17 protein-coding genes are annotated in these 19,543 nt (G+C 66.2%); 10 read left to right on the plus strand and 7 right to left on the minus strand.

Annotation, left to right across the window (positions count from 1 at the left end; all coding sequences use genetic code 11):
• Nucleotides 1–544: 544 nt before the first annotated feature.
• Complete coding sequence (gene mutM, locus Q0O40_RS07830) at nt 545–1,357, minus strand: bifunctional DNA-formamidopyrimidine glycosylase/DNA-(apurinic or apyrimidinic site) lyase (protein ID WP_295528322.1); 813 nt, start codon at nt 1,355–1,357, stop codon at nt 545–547.
• 73 nt (nt 1,358–1,430) lie between these two features.
• Here mutM and Q0O40_RS07835 point away from each other — a divergent pair, with 73 nt between their 5' ends.
• The 6 genes from Q0O40_RS07835 (at nt 1,431) to Q0O40_RS07860 (ending at nt 8,682) form a co-directional block, all read left to right on the plus strand.
• Entirely contained in the window at nt 1,431–2,192 is a 762-nt protein-coding gene (locus Q0O40_RS07835) for a class I SAM-dependent methyltransferase (RefSeq protein WP_295528324.1), read from the plus strand.
• 10 nt (nt 2,193–2,202) lie between these two features.
• Nucleotides 2,203–3,756 carry a 2-polyprenylphenol 6-hydroxylase gene (ubiB, locus tag Q0O40_RS07840; RefSeq protein WP_295528326.1) on the plus strand — a complete coding sequence of 518 codons (1,554 nt, stop codon included), beginning with the start codon at nt 2,203–2,205 and terminating at the stop codon, nt 3,754–3,756.
• A 1-nt stretch (nt 3,757) separates the two neighbouring features.
• Nucleotides 3,758–4,876 carry an acyltransferase gene (locus Q0O40_RS07845; protein WP_295528329.1) on the plus strand — a complete coding sequence of 373 codons (1,119 nt, stop codon included), beginning with the start codon at nt 3,758–3,760 and terminating at the stop codon, nt 4,874–4,876.
• A gap of 43 nt (nt 4,877–4,919) precedes the next feature.
• Nucleotides 4,920–6,113 carry a bifunctional phosphopantothenoylcysteine decarboxylase/phosphopantothenate--cysteine ligase CoaBC gene (coaBC, locus tag Q0O40_RS07850; protein WP_295528330.1) on the plus strand — a complete coding sequence of 398 codons (1,194 nt, stop codon included), beginning with the start codon at nt 4,920–4,922 and terminating at the stop codon, nt 6,111–6,113.
• A complete protein-coding gene (gene dut / locus Q0O40_RS07855) occupies nt 6,100–6,570 on the plus strand; it encodes a dUTP diphosphatase (protein ID WP_295528333.1) in 471 nt (156 codons plus the stop codon). Before coaBC ends, dut begins: the two co-directional genes overlap by 14 nt.
• Before the next feature lie 63 nt (nt 6,571–6,633).
• On the plus strand, nt 6,634–8,682 hold the full coding sequence (locus Q0O40_RS07860) for a tetratricopeptide repeat protein (RefSeq protein WP_295528335.1): 2,049 nt from the start codon (nt 6,634–6,636) through the stop codon (nt 8,680–8,682).
• A 22-nt stretch (nt 8,683–8,704) separates the two neighbouring features.
• Here the strand turns inward: Q0O40_RS07860 and Q0O40_RS07865 are convergent, their stop codons facing one another.
• The 4 genes from Q0O40_RS07865 to secB all read right to left on the minus strand — a co-directional run bounded on the left by Q0O40_RS07865 (nt 8,705) and on the right by secB (nt 12,818).
• Complete coding sequence (locus Q0O40_RS07865) at nt 8,705–9,418, minus strand: DUF4136 domain-containing protein (protein WP_295528339.1); 714 nt, start codon at nt 9,416–9,418, stop codon at nt 8,705–8,707.
• A gap of 156 nt (nt 9,419–9,574) precedes the next feature.
• Complete coding sequence (gene trpS / locus Q0O40_RS07870; protein WP_295528380.1) at nt 9,575–10,609, minus strand: tryptophan--tRNA ligase; 1,035 nt, start codon at nt 10,607–10,609, stop codon at nt 9,575–9,577.
• A 20-nt stretch (nt 10,610–10,629) separates the two neighbouring features.
• A complete protein-coding gene (gene murJ / locus Q0O40_RS07875; protein WP_295528341.1) occupies nt 10,630–12,210 on the minus strand; it encodes a murein biosynthesis integral membrane protein MurJ in 1,581 nt (526 codons plus the stop codon).
• A 65-nt stretch (nt 12,211–12,275) separates the two neighbouring features.
• Nucleotides 12,276–12,818 (minus strand): protein-export chaperone SecB, encoded by a 543-nt coding sequence (secB, locus tag Q0O40_RS07880; protein WP_295528344.1) that lies wholly within the window; start codon nt 12,816–12,818, stop codon nt 12,276–12,278.
• 272 nt (nt 12,819–13,090) lie between these two features.
• On the opposite strand from secB, the gene Q0O40_RS07885 reads away from it, so the two are divergent.
• The 3 genes from Q0O40_RS07885 (at nt 13,091) to Q0O40_RS07895 (ending at nt 15,670) form a co-directional block, all read left to right on the plus strand.
• Nucleotides 13,091–13,768: a Tim44/TimA family putative adaptor protein gene (locus Q0O40_RS07885; protein WP_295528347.1), complete on the plus strand. Its 678-nt coding sequence runs from the start codon at nt 13,091–13,093 to the stop codon at nt 13,766–13,768.
• Between the two features lie 118 nt (nt 13,769–13,886).
• Nucleotides 13,887–15,074 carry a murein transglycosylase A gene (locus tag Q0O40_RS07890; protein ID WP_367183731.1) on the plus strand — a complete coding sequence of 396 codons (1,188 nt, stop codon included), beginning with the start codon at nt 13,887–13,889 and terminating at the stop codon, nt 15,072–15,074.
• Nucleotides 15,071–15,670 (plus strand): Smr/MutS family protein, encoded by a 600-nt coding sequence (locus Q0O40_RS07895; protein ID WP_295528349.1) that lies wholly within the window; start codon nt 15,071–15,073, stop codon nt 15,668–15,670. The genes Q0O40_RS07890 and Q0O40_RS07895 overlap by 4 nt, the downstream gene beginning before the upstream one ends.
• Here Q0O40_RS07895 and dapE read toward each other — a convergent pair.
• Nucleotides 15,654–16,808: a succinyl-diaminopimelate desuccinylase gene (gene dapE / locus Q0O40_RS07900; protein ID WP_295528351.1), complete on the minus strand. Its 1,155-nt coding sequence runs from the start codon at nt 16,806–16,808 to the stop codon at nt 15,654–15,656. The genes Q0O40_RS07895 and dapE overlap by 17 nt on opposite strands.
• A gap of 136 nt (nt 16,809–16,944) precedes the next feature.
• Nucleotides 16,945–18,399, minus strand: a complete 1,455-nt coding sequence (locus tag Q0O40_RS07905; protein WP_295528353.1) for a L,D-transpeptidase family protein — start codon at nt 18,397–18,399, stop codon at nt 16,945–16,947.
• A gap of 220 nt (nt 18,400–18,619) precedes the next feature.
• Between Q0O40_RS07905 and Q0O40_RS07910 the strand changes: the two genes are divergently transcribed.
• Nucleotides 18,620–19,501 (plus strand): DMT family transporter, encoded by an 882-nt coding sequence (locus Q0O40_RS07910; RefSeq protein WP_295528356.1) that lies wholly within the window; start codon nt 18,620–18,622, stop codon nt 19,499–19,501.
• The last annotated feature ends 42 nt before the right edge of the window (nt 19,502–19,543 follow it).

A 19,543-nucleotide genomic window follows, 5' to 3' on the forward strand; every position in this document is an offset into this window, starting at 1 on the left:
TCGGGCGCACGGGTGCGGCGTCTGGGCAGAGGGGGGATCGCGCGACCGGTGCGGCGCCTGCACTGGCGCTGCGGGGAGGGCGTCGTGTTCTGCTTAGGGTGCGAGTGGCCGGGAGGGCAGATCCTCTCCGGCGCAGCCATTTTGTCGACCAAAGCCCAAAACCGGGGAAGCGGCTCGCCTGCGTGCCGGTTTCTTGACAGCGCATGGGGGTCAGAGACTCCGCACACGCCCTATGGACCATGACCCTGTGCTGGCGCGGTAAGTCGCCCGGCCAAGGACTTGGGGAAACCGCCCCACCTTGAACCCGCAGCCCGCACCGGTCGCATCAGCCTTTCCCGGTGAGGGCAAAGGCCGAAAGAGCGAAGGCAAGGCCGGCCAAGCCCGCTCCCGATCTGCGGGGAATTTAGCCTATATGGTTCGTTTTGTCAAGGAGAAGTTGTGTGTGGAGGCTGCCCACCCCTAACCCCTCCCGCAGGCGGGAGGGGGACTGGTTGTGCTTTCTGCTCCCCTTCCGTTTACGGGAGGGGTCGGGGGTTGGTTTCTGTTACTTCTGGCATTTGCCGCAAAAGAAGGTGGAGCGGCCGCCCTGGACGATGCGCTGGACCGGGTTGCCGCAGGCGCAATTCTCGCCCTCGCGGCCATAGACGCGCCAGTCCTTGGCGAAGTAACCCAGTTCGCCATCGGGCTGCGCATAGTCGCGCAAGGTGGAGCCGCCCGCCGCGATGGCTTCGGCCAGCACCGCCTTGATCGCGGGCACGAGGCGCGCCAGCGCGGCACGCGAGACTTGACCGGCTTCGCGCTCCGGATGGATCCGCGCACGGTTAAGAGCCTCGCACACATAGATATTGCCCAGCCCGGCGACGATCCTTTGATCGAGCAGCAGCAGCTTGACCGCCGCGAACCGCGCTTCGAAGGCATCGGCCAGATGGCGCGCGCTGAGCCCCGGGCCGAGCGGTTCGGGACCGAGCGCGGCGAACGTGGGCCAGGCATCGAGCCCGGCGGCATCGACCAGATCGACCGAACCGAACCGGCGCGCATCATTGAGCGCGAGCACATGGCCCGAGCCGGTTTCGATGACGAGGTGATCGTGCTTGCCGATCTCGCCCGGATCGATCCGCCAGCGCCCGCTCATGCCGAGGTGAAACACCATGGTGCGCGCGCGGTCGGTGTGGATCAGGCCATATTTGGCGCGGCGGGAGAGACCGGTGACGCGCGCGCCGGTGAGCGCCTGCGCGAGATCTTCGGGGAAAGGGCGGCGCAAGTCTGCGCGGTTAACCCGCAGGCGGGCAATCATCTCGCCGTCCAGCACCGTCGCCAGACCGCGCACGGTCGTTTCTACCTCTGGCAATTCGGGCATCGTATTCCCACTCTTGAAGGGTTCCCCTAACAGGCTTTGCCGTCACGGCAATTCCCCACTAAAGGCGCAAGGCATGACCACTGATACCAATCCCGGGACGCCAGCGCCCGACAGCGTCTCGTTCGGCTATGAACAAGTGAGCCCCGAGGAAAAAGAGGCGCGCGTGGGCGCAGTGTTTTCGAACGTGGCGCGCAATTATGACCGGATGAACGATGCGATGTCGGGCGGCATGCACCGCCTGTGGAAAGACCGCTTCGTGCGCCGGGTGAAGCCGCGCACTGGCGAGGCGATCCTCGACATGGCGGGCGGAACCGGCGACATCGCATTTCGCATGGCGGCATCGGGCGCGGCGATCACCGTTTCCGATATCAATCAGGACATGCTCGATGTGGGGATCGAGCGCGCGGCCAAGCGCGGCATTGATGGTCTGGAATGGTCGCGCCAGAACGCGGAAGAGCTGGGCTTCGCGGACGCGGCGTTCGATGCCTACACGATCGCTTTCGGCATTCGCAATGTGACGCATATCGACCGCGCACTGGCCGAGGCGCACCGGGTCTTGAAACGCGGCGGGCGGTTTTTCTGCCTCGAATTTTCGACAACCGAGTGGCCGGTGTTTGCCGACGTCTATGATGCGTACTCGCACCGCGTGGTGCCGCAATTGGGCAAGGCGATTGCCGGAGACGCCGATTCCTATCGCTATCTGGTCGAATCGATCCGCCGCTTTCCGCCGATGAAGGAATTTCAGGCGATGATCGGCACCAGCGGCTTCAAGCATACCAAGGTCGAGCCGATCCTCGGCGGGCTGGTTGCGATCCATTCCGGCTGGAAAGTCTGAGACCACCGCCTTGACCCGCCCTGTCACGCATATCCGCCGCCTGCTCGGCTGGGGCCGCCTGCTTGCGCGGCATGGCGCGCTGCGCTTGCTGGAAGAGCATCAGGCGACGCCGGTGCATGTGCGGCGGCTATGCCGGATCGCGCGTTTCGGCGCGCGCCAGCCGCAGGTGCCCGATTATGCGGTCGCGTTTCAGAAGATCGGCCCGGCGGCGATCAAGCTGGGCCAGACTTTGGCCACCCGGCCCGATCTGGTCGGCGCGGAAGCCGCGCACAACCTGCTCTCGCTGCAAGACAAGCTGCCGCCGGTGCCTTTCGAGCTGGTTCGGCGCGAAATCGAGGCGAGCTTCGAACGCCCGCTGGAGGCGCTATACACCAGCTTCGATCCTGTGCCGGTGGGCACGGCTTCCATCGCGCAAGTCCACCGCGCGATCACGCTGGATGGCCGCCGGGTGGCGGTAAAAGTGCTGCGCCCCGGCGTGCGCGAAAAGCTTTTCCGCGATATCGAGACTTATGAATGGGCGGCGGCGCATCTCGAAGCGCTGGGCGGCGAGGCGGCGCGGCTGCGCCCGCGCATGGTGATCGACAATTTCAAGCGCTGGACCGTGCGCGAACTCGATCTGCGGCGCGAGGCGGCCTCCGCCTCGGAGCTGGCCGAGATGATGCACGCCTTTGCCGGATACCGCGTGCCCGCGATCGATTGGGACCGCACCAATGGCCGGGTGATGACGCTAGACTGGATCGACGGGATCAAGATCAGCGAAGTCGCCGCGCTCGATGCAGCGGGGCACAACCGCGAGGAGCTGGCCGGCCGCCTGGTCATCGCTTTCCTGACGCAGGCGATCAGCGGCGGTTTCTTCCATGCCGACATGCACCAGGGCAACTTGTTCATCGAGGCTGACGGCACGATTACGGCCATCGACTTTGGCATCATGGGGCGGATCGACCGGCGCGCGCGGCAATGGCTGGCCGAGATCCTTTATGGCCTGACCACGGGCAATTACCGGCGCGTGGCCGAGATCCATTTCGAAGCGCAATATGTGCCCAGCTTCCATTCGGTCGACGAGTTTGCCACCGCGCTGCGCGCCGTGGGCGAGCCGATGCGCGGACGCCCGGTGAGCGAACTCAGCGTGGGGCAGATGCTCGACGGGCTGTTTGCCGTGACGCGCGATTTCGACATGCAGACCCAGCCGCACTTGCTGCTGCTGCAAAAAACCATGGTGATGGTCGAAGGGATCGCCACACAGCTTCATCCCGCGATCAACATGTGGGAGGTCGCCTCGCCCTATGTCCGATCGTGGATCCGCGATGAATTGGGCCCGGAGGCGGCGATTGCCGAGCGGCTGCGCGACGATGCCGCCACGCTGGTGCGCCTGCCCGCGCTGATCCGGCGGATCGAGGACCGGTTCCCGGCCAAGGGCGGCGCGCCCGAAGCGCCGCCGCTGCCGCCGGTCGCCTTGCTGTGGGCGGGCCAGCGCCGCCTGCCGGGCTGGCTCAATACGCTGCTATCGGCCGCGGCCGGCGGGATGATCGTGGCCGCGGGGTTTGCGCGGGGCTGGTGGGGCTGACATGACCGGCTCCCCTTCCCTGCCCCTCTTGCGGCTGGACAAGCGCCACTTCAACGTGCTCGATTTCTCGCGGTTGCTCGCGGCCTGCGCGGTGCTGTTCTGGCATTACCAGCACTTTTTCGTGCCGCCGGTCGCGTATAACTTTCTCGTGCCACGCGAGGCGGTCACGCCGCTCTACCATCAGCTAGGCTGGCTCTATGACTATGGCCATGCGGCGGTGCAGTATTTCTGGGCGGTTTCCGGCTTTGTCTTTGCGCATGTCTATCTGGCGGACCCGCAGGCGCGCGGGAGGTTCTGGATCGCGCGGGTCGCCCGGCTCTGGCCGCTCCATCTGCTGACGCTGGTGATCGTGGCGATGATGCAGATCGCCTATGTGCGCACCAATGGCACCGAGTTCATCTATCACCAGCAAGACCTCAAGCATTTCCTGCTGAGCCTGCCGCTGGCGCAGTATTGGGGCTGGCAGGACAACCAGTCGTTCAACGGACCATCGTGGTCGCTCTCGACCGAGATTCTGGCCTATGGCGCGTTCTGGCTGATGCTGCCGATGCTGCGCCGCGCGCCGCTGGCGCTGGCGCTTCCGGTCGCGGGGATCGTGCTGGGCCTGTTTTTTGCAGGCGCGCCCAATGCCCCGGTGCTGACGTGCGTGGGTTATTTCTTCGGCGGCTGCGCGGTTTACGGCGCGGCGCTCACAGGCTGGCTGCGGCCGCCGGCGCTGGGCCTGCTCGCGCTGGCGCTGGCGGCGGTGGCGGTGCATCTGGGATGGACCTGGCATTCGCTTGACGGGGCGACGCTGGCGGGAACCTTTGCGGCGCTGTGCGCGGCGCTGATGATCGATCTGCTCGATGCGCGGGACCGCCTGCGCATCGGACGGCAGCTGGGCGAGGCTTCTTACGGCATTTACTTGTGGCACTTCCCGATCCAGCTCGCGCTGGTGCTGGCGATCGATGCGCTGTTTGGCAGCCGCGCCATTGCCCGCCAGCCCGCGTTCATGATCTTTTTCGTGACCGCCGCGGTGCTGGCAGGATTTGCCTCGCACCGCTGGATCGAGCGGCCCGCGCAGCGCGGGCTCATGCGCATGGCGGGACGGCTGGGCGCGGCGCGAGCGATCCCCGCTTAAGTATTGCGTGAGGGTCGCGGGCGGGGCACAAGCGCGGACAGCCATGACCCAGCAGCGCATTCTCCTCATCATCGGCGGCGGCATCGCGGCCTACAAGGCTTGCGAGCTGGTGCGGCTGATCCGCAAGAACGGGCGCGAGGTGACCTGCGTGCTGACCGACGGCGGCGCGCATTTCGTGACCGCGATGACTTTGGCGGCGCTCAGCGAAAATCCGGTGCATACCACGCTGTGGGACCTGAAAAATGAGGTCGAGATGGGGCATATCCAGCTCTCCCGGCAGGCCGATCTGATCGTGGTATGCCCCGCGACCGCCGACCTGATGGCACGGATGGCAGCGGGCATTGCCGATGATCTGGCGACCACTTTGCTGCTGGCCACCGACAAGCCGGTGATGGCGGTGCCCGCGATGAATGTGCGGATGTGGCAGCACGCCGCGACGGTGCGCAATGTGGCGACCTTGCGCGCCAGCGGGGTGAGCGTGCTCGAACCCGATGTGGGGCCGATGGCCTGCGGCGAATTCGGCCCCGGACGGCTGCCCGAACCCGAGGCGGTGTGGGCGGCGATTGCGGCGCGGCTTGGTTCCGCCTCTGCCGGGCCGCTGCGCGGCCGCCATGTGCTGATCACCGCCGGGCCGACGCACGAGCCGATCGATCCGGTGCGCTACATCGCCAATAGGTCGAGCGGCAAGCAGGGCTTTGCCATTGCCGCCGCCGCCGCGCAGGCGGGCGCGCGGGTGACGCTGATTGCCGGGCCGGTGACGCTGGCGACGCCGCCCGGCGTGACGCGGATCGATGTGGAAACCGCCCGCGAGATGGCAGCGGCAGTGGAGGCCGCGCTGCCCGCCGATGCCGCGGTGATGGTGGCCGCCGTGGCCGACTGGCGCAGCGCCGATGCCGCAGGGCAAAAGCTCAAGAAGGATGGCAGCGGGCAGATCGCGCCGCTCGCCTTGGTCGAAAACCCAGATATTCTGGCAGGCCTTGCCCGCGCGCCGGATCGCCCGCGCCTGCTGATCGGCTTTGCCGCCGAGACCGAACGGTTGATCGAACATGGCGCTGCGAAGCTGGCACGCAAGGGCGCGGACTGGATCGTGGCCAACGATGTTTCGGGCGATGTGATGGGGGGCGCGCGCAATGCGGTGCATATCATCACCGCAGGCGGCACCGAGAGCCTGCCCGAAGGCCCCAAGGAAGCGGTCGCCGCCGCCCTTGTTCAAAGGATCGCCAATGCATTCGCCTGAACCCGTGCATGTGATGATCAAGCGCCTGCCCCATGGCCTGGACCTGCCACTGCCGGACTATGCCACGGCGGGCGCGGCGGGGATGGATGTGGTTTCGGCCGAAGATGTAGAACTGGCACCGGGCGCGCGCCATGCGATTGCGACGGGCCTTGCCATGGCGATCCCGCCCGGCTTTGAAATTCAGGTACGGCCGCGCTCTGGCCTGGCGCTCAACTATGGGATCAGCGTGCCCAACACCCCCGGCACGATCGACAGCGATTATCGCGGCGAGCTCAAAGTGATCCTGATCAACCACGGCACCGCGCCGTTCAGCGTGCGGCGCGGCGACCGCGTGGCGCAGATCGTGCTCGCGCCGGTGACGCGGGCAAGCTGGCTGGAGGTCGAAGCGCTGGACGAAACCGCGCGCGGCGAGGGCGGGTTTGGCAGCACCGGAGGGCTGGCGGCGCTGCCCGGCTAAGGCCCGCGTCATACAACCGTCACGAAGCGCGGCCATCCCGCCTCACCACAAGGGGCCACGTTCATGACCAAAGCCGTCGATACCATGCTGACGAACGCACGCGCGGCAGAACGCCGGGGCGATCCGGTAGCCGCGCAGCATGCTTATGTCGAAGTGCTCGAACGCTATCCCGGCAATGTTCGCGCACGCGGGGCGCTGGCCGCGCTCGATCAGGCGCTGACGCCGACTTATCAGGCATGCAGCCCACCTTATCCCTATCTGGCGAAGTTGGTCGCGCATTTTCAGGATGGCGCGCTGGACGAGGCAGCCGCGCTCGGCGGGCAATTGCTGACCACGCACCCGCAATCGCATTTCCTCATCAACCTGAACGGGGCGATTGCCGATGCCCTGGGCCTGCGCGATCTGGCCATCGCAGCTTACCTTAAAGCGCTTTCGATCAAGCCCGACTATGTCGACGCGCACTACAATCTGGCGATGGCATACGAGGCCATCGGCGAGCAGCACAAGGCGCTGGGGTTTTATCACCGCGCGATCGCGCTGCGCCCCGATCATGCGCCCGCGCTGGCCCGGCTGGGTTGGCTCTATACGCAGCGGCGCAATTATGATGAGGCAATCGCGGCGTTCGAACGCGCGCTTGCGCTCAATCCGGGCGAGGTCAGCGCGCTCGACGGGATTGCCGAGAGCCAGCACCAGCAAGGGCTGCTGGCACCGGCCATAGCAACCTACGAGCGGGTGATCGCGCTTGCGCCCGCGCGCGAGGATTTGCGGGTTGCGCTGGAAAGCGTTCGCGCGATGGCGGGCGACTGGTCGAGCCACCCCGCTATGGACGCGGTTTGCGCGGTTGGCCTGAACGGGCAGAGCGTCCCCAATTTTCCGCTGCTGGGGATCGACCCCGATCCCGCGCACGCACTGATCCGGGCGCGCACGGCCGCCGCCGCCATCGTGAGCGAGGTGGGCGAGGTCGCGCCGCTCACCATCCCGGCACAGGCGGCCGACGGGCGCATCCGGATCGGCTATTTTTCGGCTGACTTTCACGATCACGCGACCATGTTTCTGATGCAGGGAACATTTCGCGAGCACGACCGCGCGCGGTTTGCGATCCACGCCTATTCCTTCGGCGCGAACCGCAGCGGTGATCGGCGGCAAGCTTTGCAAGGGGCCGTCGACAGCTTCACCGATGTGCGCGACATGTCCGATGCGGCCATCACCGCGCTCGCGCGCGAACATGGGCTCGATCTTGCGGTCGATCTCAAGGGCTATACCGCGCATCGCCGCACCCGCCTGTTTGCCCGGCGATTGGCCCCCGTTCAGGCGCAATGGCTGGGCTATCCCGGCACGATGGGCGCAGACTTCATCGATTACATCGTGGCCGATGGGGTGATCATTCCCGCCGATGCGCGCACGCACTATAGCGAGGCGGTGATCCGCCTGCCCGGCTCCTACCAACCCAACGACAACCAGCGCGCGATCGCCGCGACACTATCCACCCGCGCCGACTACGGGCTGCCCGAAACCGGATTGGTGTTTTGCAGCTTCAATCAGGTCTGGAAAATCAGCCCGAAAGAATTCGACGTGTGGATGGACCTGCTGCGCGAGGTGCCGGGCTCGGTCCTGTGGCTATTTCGCAGCAATCCATTGGCGGGCAGCAACTTGCAGCGCGAGGTAGCCGCGCGCGGCGTGGCACCCGAGCGGCTGGTGCTGGCCGAGCCGCTGGAGCATGCCGAGCATCTGGCGCGGCTGCGCCATGCGGACCTGTTTCTCGACTGCTTCACTTACGGTGCGCACACCACCGCCAGCGATGCGCTGTGGGCAGGGGTGCCGGTGCTGACATGCGCGGGGCCGGCGTTTCCGGCGCGGGTTGCCGCCAGCTTGCTGACTGCGGCGGGGCTGCCCGAACTGGTGACGCATTCGCGGGAGGACTATGCGGCGCTGGCGCTGGCGCTGGCGCGCGATCCTGCGCGGCTGGCCGATGTACGCGCGCGCCTTGCCGCGCAGCGCGCGACATGCGTGCTGTTCGATACTGTAGCGCATACCCGCGCGCTAGAACGCGCATGGACGACGATTGTCGAGCGCTCAAGGGCCGGGCTGGCGCCTGTGGATATCGACGTTTAACCCCGCCGTTTAAGGGGCGGCGCTACTTCTTCTTTTCAGGCGCAACCGAAATGCGCACCGTTTCGCCGTTGTTGCCGGGGAAACCGGTGAACATCGCCTCGACCAGATTCGGCACGAGGTACGGCAGGCGGTTCGAACTCGATGCGGCTTCGGCCTTGCCTTCGAACAGGCGCTTGCCATCGGCGCGGCGATCGATCTTGAGATCGATCCCGCTGGTGAAGATGGTCACCACGTTAACGTCGTTGAAACCGCCGCCCCAACCACCGAAGCCGCCGCCCCAAGGGCCAAAACCGCCGCCCCAAGGGCCAAAACCACCGCCCCATGGACCGCCAAAGCCGCCACCCCAGCGGCCAAAGCCACCGCCCCAAGGACCCAAACCTGCGCCCCATGGGCCACCCCAGCCGCCGCCAGCGAAGCCGGTGGTCTGAAGCCGGTCGCGCCCCTGATCGACGCCGTAGTAGAATTTCACGATGAGATCGGCGCTGTCCGGTGTGCCGGGATTGTATCCCAGCCGCTGCATCCGCGCGGCGATGAGGCTGGCATATTGCGAAAATTCGAGGCCGCCCTGATCGCGTGGGTCTTGCGCGACAATCGCGAAAGTCTGTCCTGCGGGAGCGGGCAGCTCGGCCTGAAAGCGCGAAACATTGGCCCGGAAATTCGTGGCGCAGGCAGAAAGAGAGAGCGCCAAAGGAACCGCCAGAAGTGCCAGACGGCTGAACTTGGTCTTCATGGTCATTATGGCGACTCCTTCACCTGGCGCGGTTTCCACAAACATGGGAGACTCGATGATACGTTAGCACGTGACAAAGTTGGACGGAACGTTCTGAATGGACGTTGAACGGCGCAGGCTCGCTTTTGGGATAAGGCGCACCATTCCTTGCATTTCAATGCTCTAGCCGCGCACCAGCCCAAGCGCCTGATAGGCTTTTTCCAAAGTTGGGACAGCCAGCGCGCGCGCCTTGGCCGCACCGGTGCGCAAGATCGCATCGAGCGCGGCGCGGTCCTCGCGCAATGCGCGGTAGCGCGCGGCGATGGGCGCAAGCTGTTCGACCAGCACTTCGCCCAGCGCCGGTTTGAACGCACCGAAGCCCTTGCCTTCAAACTGGGCGAGCACGGCGGCGACCGATGTGCCCGCCATCGCGGCATAGATGCCCACGAGATTGGCGGCTTCCGGCCTGCCCTCCAGCCCCTTGGCATCGCCGGGCAGCGGCTCGGGGTCGGTCTTGGCCTTCTTGATCTTTTGCATGATCGTATCGGCATCGTCGGTCAGGTTGATGCGGCTCATATCCGAAGGATCGGATTTGGACATCTTGGCGCTGCCATCGCGCAAGCTCATGATCCGGGCGGCTTCGGGCGGGATGATCGGCTCGGGCAGGGTGAACACCGGGGCATCCTCGCCATTTTCGTCTTTGGGGGCAAAATCGTTGTTGAATTTCTGCGCGATATCGCGCGCCAGTTCGAGGTGCTGCTTCTGGTCCTCGCCCACGGGCACATGCGTGGTCTGATAAAGCAGCACATCGGCCGCCTGCAGCACCGGATAGGTGAACAGCGCGACGCTGGCGCCCTCGCGGTTCTTGCCCGCCTTGTCCTTCCACTGGGTCATGCGGTTGAGCCAGCCCATCCGCGCGGTGCCGGTCAGCAGCCATTGCAGCTCGGCATGCGCTGGCACTTGCGCCTGGTTGAACAGCACCGAGCGCGCGGGATCGATGCCGCAGGCGACCAGCGCGGCAACCATTTCGCGCGTGCTCGCCGCAAGCTCTGCCGGCACATGGGGCATCGAGATCGCATGGAGATCGGCGAGGAAATAGAGGCATTCATGCCCTTTGGCGGTCCATTCGTCCTGCATCGCCACCCAATTGCGGATCGCGCCGAGATAGTTGCCGAGGTGCAACTGGCCGGTCGGCTGGATGCCGGAGAGAACACGCATGGAGGCATCAGTCATGGGTACTACTCATCATTGATCTTGCTCCTGCGCCGCACCAGCAGCCGCAGGTCGCTACGCGAAAAGGCCCCGGTGATAAAGGCGAACAGCCCATAGACGAGCACGCCTGCCGAAACCAGCGCGAGCAATGCGGCGAAGCGGATGAACCAGGTGCCATGGACATAAGGCGTGAGCAGCCCCTGCCCCAGCCACAGCACCGCCCCCATGGCGAGCGCCGCCAGCAGCAGCCGCGGGGCGCGGCGGCGCAATTGCGCATCGGCGGCAAAATGCCCGCGCGCCACCAGCGTGCGATAGAGCAGCGCGACATTGACGGTGGAGGCGAGCGCGGTGGCCAGCGGCGGCCCCATATGTTGCAGCGGCACGATCAGGACGAGATTGCCGATGAGATTGATCGCCATCGAGATGACCGCATAACGCACCGGCGTTTTCGTATCCTGCCGGGCATAAAACCCCGGGGTCAGCACTTTGACGAGGATGTAGCTGGGCAGGCCGATCGAGAACGCCGCCAGCGCCTGCGCGGTGAAATGGGCATCCTGCGGCGTGAAGCGGCCATAACCGAACAGCGCCGCCGCGATCGGTTCGCCGCACAAGACCAGCGCGGCGGTGGCAGGCAGGGTGAGCAGCAGCGCCAGCTCCATCCCCCGGTTCTGCGTGTCCATCGCCGCCACCGCATCGCCGCCGCCCAGCTGGCGCGAGATGGTGGGTAGCAGCACTGTGCCAAGGCCTATGCCGATAAGGCCGAGCGGCAGCTGGTTAAGCCGGTCCGCCATGTAGATATATGTGACCGAACCATGCGCGAGCAGCGAGGCAGCCAGCGCGGTCGAGACCACGAGATTGATCTGCACCGCGCCCGCCCCCGCCGCCGCAGGCCAGATCAGCGCCAGAAGCCGCTTCACCTCGGGATTGAAGCGCGGCCAGCGCGGCCGCAGCCGCACCCCCGCATTGCGGCAGGCCCACGCCAGCCAGAGCAGCTGCAGCGCGCCCGAGACCGACACCCCGATCGCCTGATTGCGCGCGGTGATCAGCGGATCGGCGGAATGAAACCCGAGCAGCGCGGCGATCAGCGTGAGATTGAGCAGGATCGGCGCGGCGGCATTGGCCCAGAAGCGCTGCATCGAATTGAGGATGCCGCCCAGCAGCGAGACAAGGCTGATCAGCATGAGATAAGGGATCGTGTAGCGCGAGAGCATGACCGCGAAGGCAAATTGTTCTTCGCTCACCCCGTTGAAACTGCCCGAGAGCAGCAGCGTGACCGGCCAGGCGAACACTTCGAGCAGCACGGTCATCACCAGCAGCACCGGCAGCAGGACGGCGAGCGCCTGTTCGGCAAAGGTGATCCCGTCGGGCAATCCGCGCCCATCGGGAGCGGCGACCTTTTGATTGAACATCGGGATGAAGGCCGAAGAAAACGCGCCTTCGGCAAACAGCGCGCGAAACATATTGGGCAGGCGAAACGCGATCAGGAACGCATCGGAGGCAAAGCCGGCACCGATGAAGCGCGCGAACAGGCTGTCGCGCACCAGCCCCAGAATCCGGCTGGCAAGCGTGAGCCCACCGATCGTGCCGGCCGCCCGCACGAGGTTCATGGCGCGTACTTCATGGTGCGACGCTCATGCCGGAAAGGCCGCGCGCGGGAGGGCGGCGCCGGGCTTCAGGCGTCTTGCGCCCTGCTCTCGGCTTCGGCAGCAGCGGCGTCTTCGGCGGCCTTCTGCTCAAGCTGCGCAAAGTAGATGCCAGTGAAATCGATGGGTTCAAGCATCAGCGACTGGAACCCGGCATCGCGAACCGCATCGGCGATGACGCGGCGGGCGAACGGAAACACGAGTCGCGGGCCTTCGGCGAAAAGGAACGGGTGCGCTTGCTCATCGGTGACATTGCGCATCCCGATCAGCGCGCCATAGGACAATTCCACCGCAAAAATTACACCTTGCGGCGCTTTCGAGGTGGCGGTGATCTTCATCTCGATCTCGTGCAGATCAGACCCGAGCGGGCGCGCGCCAATGTTGAACTCGACCTGGATCTCGGCCGCCTCAACCCACTGGAAACTTTCCGGCGCATTCGGGTTCTCAACCGAAAGGTCTTTGATATACTGGGAAATCAGCCCGATTGCGGGAGAGGTATCCTCGCCATTCACCGCCGGCATCATGGGCGTGTCAAGGTTCAGCGTGCTGATGATGTTGCCTTCTTCGGCCATTGTCGTGCTTTCGTGCAAATGGGATGCGGGGATTGGTTGGCGCGCCGCCTAGCACTTGCGCCCGCTGGCCGCAATCGGGCGAAGCGGCGAGCCTTAAGCGCAATTTGCCCGAAGGGGGCTCTCACAGCGTATTGTGCACGCGTTGTTCATTTGTAATTCGTACTTACTTGATGCACGATAAACCTTAGGCTGATGCTGCGCCGGATGGAAATCGCCCGGTGCCAGTCCGACGCCTCAACGCCTGATGCTCGAACCAATTGGGAACTTTGCGCGTGATTGTTGAGATTATCATATTGGCGATGATCGCGGCCTTCCTGGGTCTGCGGCTTTATGCGGTGCTCGGCCGCCGCCCCGAACAGACCGACGAGCCGCTGCGCCGCCGGATCGAGCAGCCCGATCCATCGGGCGCGCCCCGCACGCACGCCCCGAAGCTTCCCGAAAAGGCCGCAATGGCCGCTGCTGCGACAACGGGCCTCTCGCATGTGACCGGGTTCGAACCTGCCGCCGAAGCGGGCATCCGCGCCATCGTTGCCGCCGATCGCAAGTTCGAGCTGGGCCAGTTCCTGCAAGGCGCGCGCGGCGCTTATGGCATGGTGCTCGACGCATTCTGGCGCGGCGACAAGGAAGAGCTTTCGCAGCTGTGCGACCGCGATGTCTATGAAGGCTTTGCTGCGGCCATCGATGCGCGCGCCGCCGCCGGCGAGTCGCTCGAATCGCGGCTGATCCGCATCGAGGAAGCCACCGTGATCGATGCGGAATATGCAGCGCCCATGGCGCGGCTCACCGTGCGCTTTGTATCCGACGTCGCCTCGGTAACGCGCGATGCCAGCGGCGCGGTGATCGCCGGATCGCTCGACGATGCGATCCTCTCACGCGACCTCTGGACGTTTTCGCGCAACACGACTTCGCGCGATCCCGACTGGCTGGTTGACGAGACCGATGAAGGTTGAACAGTAGGGGTTGAGCATTAGGGGGTAAGCGGTGAATCTGGGTGCGGCTGGGCAGCATTTCCCTCTGCTGAACCGCGCTGGCTGCAACGCCCTGGCGGCTGCCCGAATTGCATTTGTCGTGACCGCGCTGGTCGCGCTTTCCGGCTGTTTTCGGCTGATCCCGCAAACCCGCGAACCGGCTCCGCCGCGCCCGCCACTGCGCGGCCAGACCGCCGCGCTGGCGGGGGTCAGTCGCGGTCCGGTGGTCGCCGGACTGGGGCTCGCACCGGGCAATGCCCGCGAGGCGCTGGCTGCCTTCGTCACCAGCTGTCCGCGTGTGACGCGGCGCACCGACACCAGCGGCCTGACCCGGCCCGCCGACTGGCAAGCGCCGTGCGACGCCGCAAGCAGCTGGCCGGGCGGGAATGCGGCGGCATTCTTTGCGACCTATTTCGAAAGCGCCACGGTGGGCGGGGGCGATGCCTTCGTCACGGGCTACTTCGAGCCCGAGATTGCCGGCGTGCGCACCCGCCAGCCCGGTTTCGACGTGCCGATCTACGGCGCGCCGCCCGAGATGGTGCGCGCACGGCCGGGCGATGCCGCCCCGCTCGCGGGCGGCCGGATGCCGGTCGGGCGGTATGACGAAAGCGGCAAGTTTGTGCCTTATTATGATCGCGGGCAGATCGAGGATGGCGCGCTGGCCAGCCGGGGGCTGGAAATCGGCTGGGCAGCGGACCGGGCCGATGTGTTTTTCCTGCAAATTCAAGGATCGGGCCGTTTGCGCGCGCCGGATGGCAGCGTGATACGGCTGGGCTTTGCCGCGCAAAACAGCTTCGCCTATACCGGAATCGGATCGGTGATGCGCGCGCGCGGCCTGATCGGCAGCGGCCCCGGGCAATACCCCGGCACGATGCAGGGCATCCTGCGCTATCTGCGCGAACACCCCGCAGAAGGCGGCGCGCTGATGCGCGAGAACCGCAGCTATGTGTTCATGCGCGAAACGAGCGGGGTGGCAGATGGCCTTGGCCCGGTCGGCGCGCTGGGCGTGCCGGTGCGCGCGCGCGCCAGCGTTGCCGCTGATCCCGCCTTCGTGCCGCTGGGCGCGCCAGTCTGGCTGCAGCTTGATGGCAAGGAGGCCAGCGGCCAGATGGCCAGCGGTCTGTGGGTGGCGCAGGACACCGGCGGCGCGATCACCGGGGCCAACCGGTTTGACAGCTTCTGGGGCGCGGGCGAGACCGCCCGAACGATCGCAGGCGGCATGAGCGCGCGGGGCCGGGCGGTGGTATTGCTGCCCAAGGGCACGCTTGCCCGGCTGAACGAGCGATGAGGACGCCGCGCGGGCTGAGCCCGGACGAAGCGGCGCTGTGGCGGCGCGTGGCCGATACGGTGACGCCGCTGCATCCGCCGAGGCAGGCGACGCCGCTGGTGTCCGCCACGCAGCCGTCCGCACCGACACTCGCGCCGCCGCCCGCGCCGCCAGTGCGCAAGATCAAGGGCCGCGTGCCGCCGCTGCGGGTCGCGCCCCCGCCCGCCGCCGCGCCGCCGCGCCCGCTGGTCGCCGAGGGCCTCGATGCCACGTGGGATCGCAAACTGGCGCGCGGGAGCATCCAGCCCGACGTGACGATCGATCTGCACGGCATGAACCTGACCATGGCGCATACCCGCCTCAATGGCGGGATTGCGCAGGCGCTGGCGATGGGATCGCGCGTCATCCTGCTGATCGCGGGCAAGCTGCGGCAGCATGACGAGCACGATCAGCGCAGCCATAGCGACCGGGGAGAACGGCGCGGCGCGATCCGCGCCAAGCTGCTCGATTGGCTCGCGGCCAGCCCGCACGCCAGCCGCATCGCCGCCGTGCGCGCCGCACAGCCGCGCCATGGCGGCGACGGCGCGGTTTACATCGTGCTCAGGAAGACGCGGTAGCCAGCGCGCGCAGCGCGATCTGGCGGTAAATCCGCTCAAGCACCGCCAGATCCTCCACAGCCACCGCTTCGTCGGTCTTGTGCATGGTGGCGTTGATCAGGCCGAATTCGATCACCGGGCATAGGCTGCGCAGAAACCGCGCGTCGGACGTGCCGCCGGTGGTCGAGAGCGTCGGCTCGATCCCGGTTTCCGCCGCCACTGCGCCAGCAACCATCGCGGAAAAATCGCCGGGCAGGGTGATGAACGCCTCGCCGTGCAAGGTGGCGCGCACATCGGTGCGGTGCTTGGCGGCAATCGCGGTGACCATCTCGACCAAAGCCGGCCCGGTGTGGAGATCGTTGTAGCGGATGGAAAGGCGCGCGCGGGCTTCGGCGGGGATGACATTGGTGGCGCGGTTGCCGACTTCGATATCGGTGATTTCGAGGTTCGACGCCTGAAACCAGTGCGTGCCCCGATCAAGCTCGATCGCATCAAGTTCTGCCAGCAAGGCCACGAGGCGCGGGATCGGATTATCGGCGAGATGCGGGTAGGCGACGTGGCCCTGCATGCCGCGCGCGGTGAGCCACACATTGACCGAGCCGCGCCGCCCGATCTTGACCATGTCGCCCAGCTCCTGGACCGAGGTCGGTTCGCCCACCAGACACAAATCGGGCAGCAGGCCCAGCGCGCGGATATGATCGAGCAAGGCCGCCGTGCCATATTTGGCCGGGCCTTCCTCATCGCCGGTGATGATGAAGCTGATCGTGCCGGCCTCGGCAGGAATGGCGGCCACGGCGGCGACCATCGCGGCAATCGCCCCCTTCATATCGACCGCGCCCCGGCCATAGAGCAGATCACCGCCGGGAGCATGGCGGATCTGGGCCTCAAACGGCGCGCTGGCCCAGCCCTCGCCCGGCGGCACCACATCGAGATGCCCGGCAAAGGCGAAGTGGCGCGCGCCCGGCGGTCCCTGGCGAACGGCGAACAGGTTCTCGACCGGGCCTTCGGGCGGCTCGCCGTCCATAAAGCGGTGGAGCGCAAAGCCGAGCGGCTCCAGCATGGCACACAGCGCATCGAACACCGCGCCGCTGGCAGGCGAGACGCTGGGCGCGTCGATCAGGCGGCAGGCGAGCGAGACGAGGTCGTTGGGGTGATCCATGAGGCCGGGATACCCCAGCGCGGCGCGGGAAGGAAGTGGCTCTCGCCGGTGAACGCTGCCAAGCTGAAGCCCACCCCCGGCCCCTCCCGCATGCGGGAGAGGGGAGCAGACAGCGCAAATTCGCGCGCTGTCGGCCTTACAGCGGATTATCGAGCTTGATCACCGCTTCGTTGCTGGTGCGCTGGTCGGTATGCAGCGCGCGCGGGGCGGCGAAGCTGGCGATCACGGGCGCGTCGCGCTGATAGAGATCGGCAAAGCTGCGCATCAGGCCGTTCACATCGCGCGCCACGGTGAAATAAGTGACATAGACCGGCCAGGGCGTGGTCATCGGCACTTTGGTGTATTTGCCCGAGAGATTGTACTCCACCGCCGTTTCCGGCGGCAAGTCCGAACCCAGGATGGCCATTGTCATCGCCAGTTCGGTCGCGCGCTCGGCGCGGATGCAGCCGTGGCTGAGCGCGCGCATCGGCTGCGCGAACAGATTGCGATTGGGTGTGTCGTGAATGTAGATCGCATGCTCGTTGGGCATGTCGAGCTTGACCCGGCCAAGCGCGTTGTTTGCGCCCGGCTGTTGCACAACGGTGATCATGCCATCCGCCGCCTTGGTCGCGACATAGCCCTCGCGCTTGGCCCGGGCGGGGCTGGCGATCAGCTTTGCGCCCAGCCCTTCGCCGACCACGATCGATTGCGGCACTGTCCAGGTGGGATTGAACACCACGTTCTTGACCTTTTCGGCCAGTTGCGGCGTCGCGGTCTTGCCCGGCTTGCCCACAATCGCGCGATATGTGCGGATGATCTTGTTGCGCACGGTGAGGCGCAGTTCCTGCTCGGGCACGTTGATGATGAGATATTGCGGCCCCAGATCGCGCGCCAGCCAGCGCCAGCGATCCATATTGGCGCGGATCATCGCGCGCTGGCGCGGTTCCTTGGCGACGGCCAGCATGTCTTTGAGCGAGGCATAATCGGGGTGCGTGGGCGCGAGGCTGGCCAGCACGCCGGGGACATCGTGCTGTTCGATCGCCTGCGCGAGCAACTGCCCATTGGGATGATCGTCAAGATCGGTATCGAGCGCGAACCATTGCACCCGCGCGGGCACGGGGGTGCGCCCGTCGCGCAGATCCTCTGCCAGCCACATGAACAGGCGGCTGGCGAGCGCATTGAGCTCTGGCCCTTCGCCCTTGGCAATCGCGGCGGCTAGCGCGGTGGGCTCGTAATCGGCAGGCGCCAATCCTTCGCTGGCGATCCCTTTGATCGCGGCGGCGAGCGCTTTGGCATCGGCCAGCGTCCATTCGGCGATAAGCGGCGTGGGCGCGGCAACCGGCGGGACTTCGCTGGCAGGCGCGCCAATGGTGGGAGGGGTTGCGGCGGCAGAGATTGCGCTGGGAGTTGGAGCGGCGGGGAGCGCGGCGGGGGGCTGCGCCGGTGCGGCTTTGGCCGCCGCCCGCACTGGCGCGGGACCGGCCGTGGTGGGCTGGGAGGCGGCGGGCTGGGAAGCGGCGGGCTGGGAAGCGGCGGGCCATGATGCGCCGGTGGCGGCCATCAGCCCCGCAGCGATGAGCCCCGCATGCCGGGGTTTTGTAGAGACACGCATCGGCCTAAAGTTCCCTTGTTCGCGAATAGGCATCATCCGCGCGGCGGCACTACCGCATTGGCAAGGCCCCCAGATTCTTCAAAATCCAGTGCTTTGGCAACGCAATGCCAGAGCGCATTGTTCCAATCAAGCAATGCGGCTTACAGTTTGCTGAATCGATCTGGGCGCATGCCATTTGCAAGCGTTGCCGGGCGGCGTTCGCACGCGTAAGGCGCAGCCGATGCCGCCGCCCTCGCCCCTCCTCCCCATGCTTGCCGCGATGCTCGGCATCACCACGTTCGCGGTGATGGACGGCATGATGAAGGTCGCGACTTTGGCGCTGGGTGCCTATGGTGCCATGTTCTGGCGCAATCTGGCCGGTTCGTTGATCATGCTGCCGATCTGGCTACGGCGCGGCAACGGCTGGCCGAGCCCGGCGCTGATGAAGCTGCACCTCAAGCGTTCTGCCGTGGTGGCGGTGCTGGCAGTGCTGTTTTTTTATGGACTGGCGCGCACGCCGATTGGCGAGGCGATGGCGCTGACCTTCATTTCGCCGCTGATCGCGCTTTATCTGGCGTCATGGATGCTGGGCGAGACTGTGAGCCGCCGCGCGGTGATCGGCTCGGTGATCGGCCTTGGCGGGGTTGCCGTGATCGCACTGGGCAAATTCAGCGGCGATTATACGGCCGACAGCATTCAGGGGCTGGTCGCGATTCTGGTATCGGCGGCGCTTTATGCATGGAATCTGGTGCTGCAGCGCGAGCAAGCGCAGCTCGCCTGCCCGGAAGAAATCGCCTTTTTCCAGACCTTAATGGTCTTCTGCCTGCTGGGCATTGGCGCGTGGTGGTTTGCCCCTCCCCCGGCTCTGGGCGACTGGTGGATGCTGATCGGTTCGGCAGTGCTGTCGCTTGTTTCGCTGATTCTGCTTAGCTGGGCCTATTCGCGCGCCGAGGCACAAGTGCTGGTGCCGCTGGAATACACCGCGTTCATCTGGGCCGCGCTGTTTGGCTGGCTGGTGTTCAGCGAGGAAGTGACCTGGCGCACGTTGATCGGCGTGACGCTGATCGTGGCGGGCTGCCTGCTCGCCTCACGGCGCAATGAACCCCATCTTGAACCGGTGTAAGCCGCAGTTTGGGGCGCGCGGTCTTGACGCGGGCACCCGATG

The sequence above is a fragment of the Novosphingobium sp. Chol11 genome (assembly GCF_945870625.1).
Taxonomy (GTDB): Bacteria; Pseudomonadota; Alphaproteobacteria; order Sphingomonadales; family Sphingomonadaceae; genus Novosphingobium.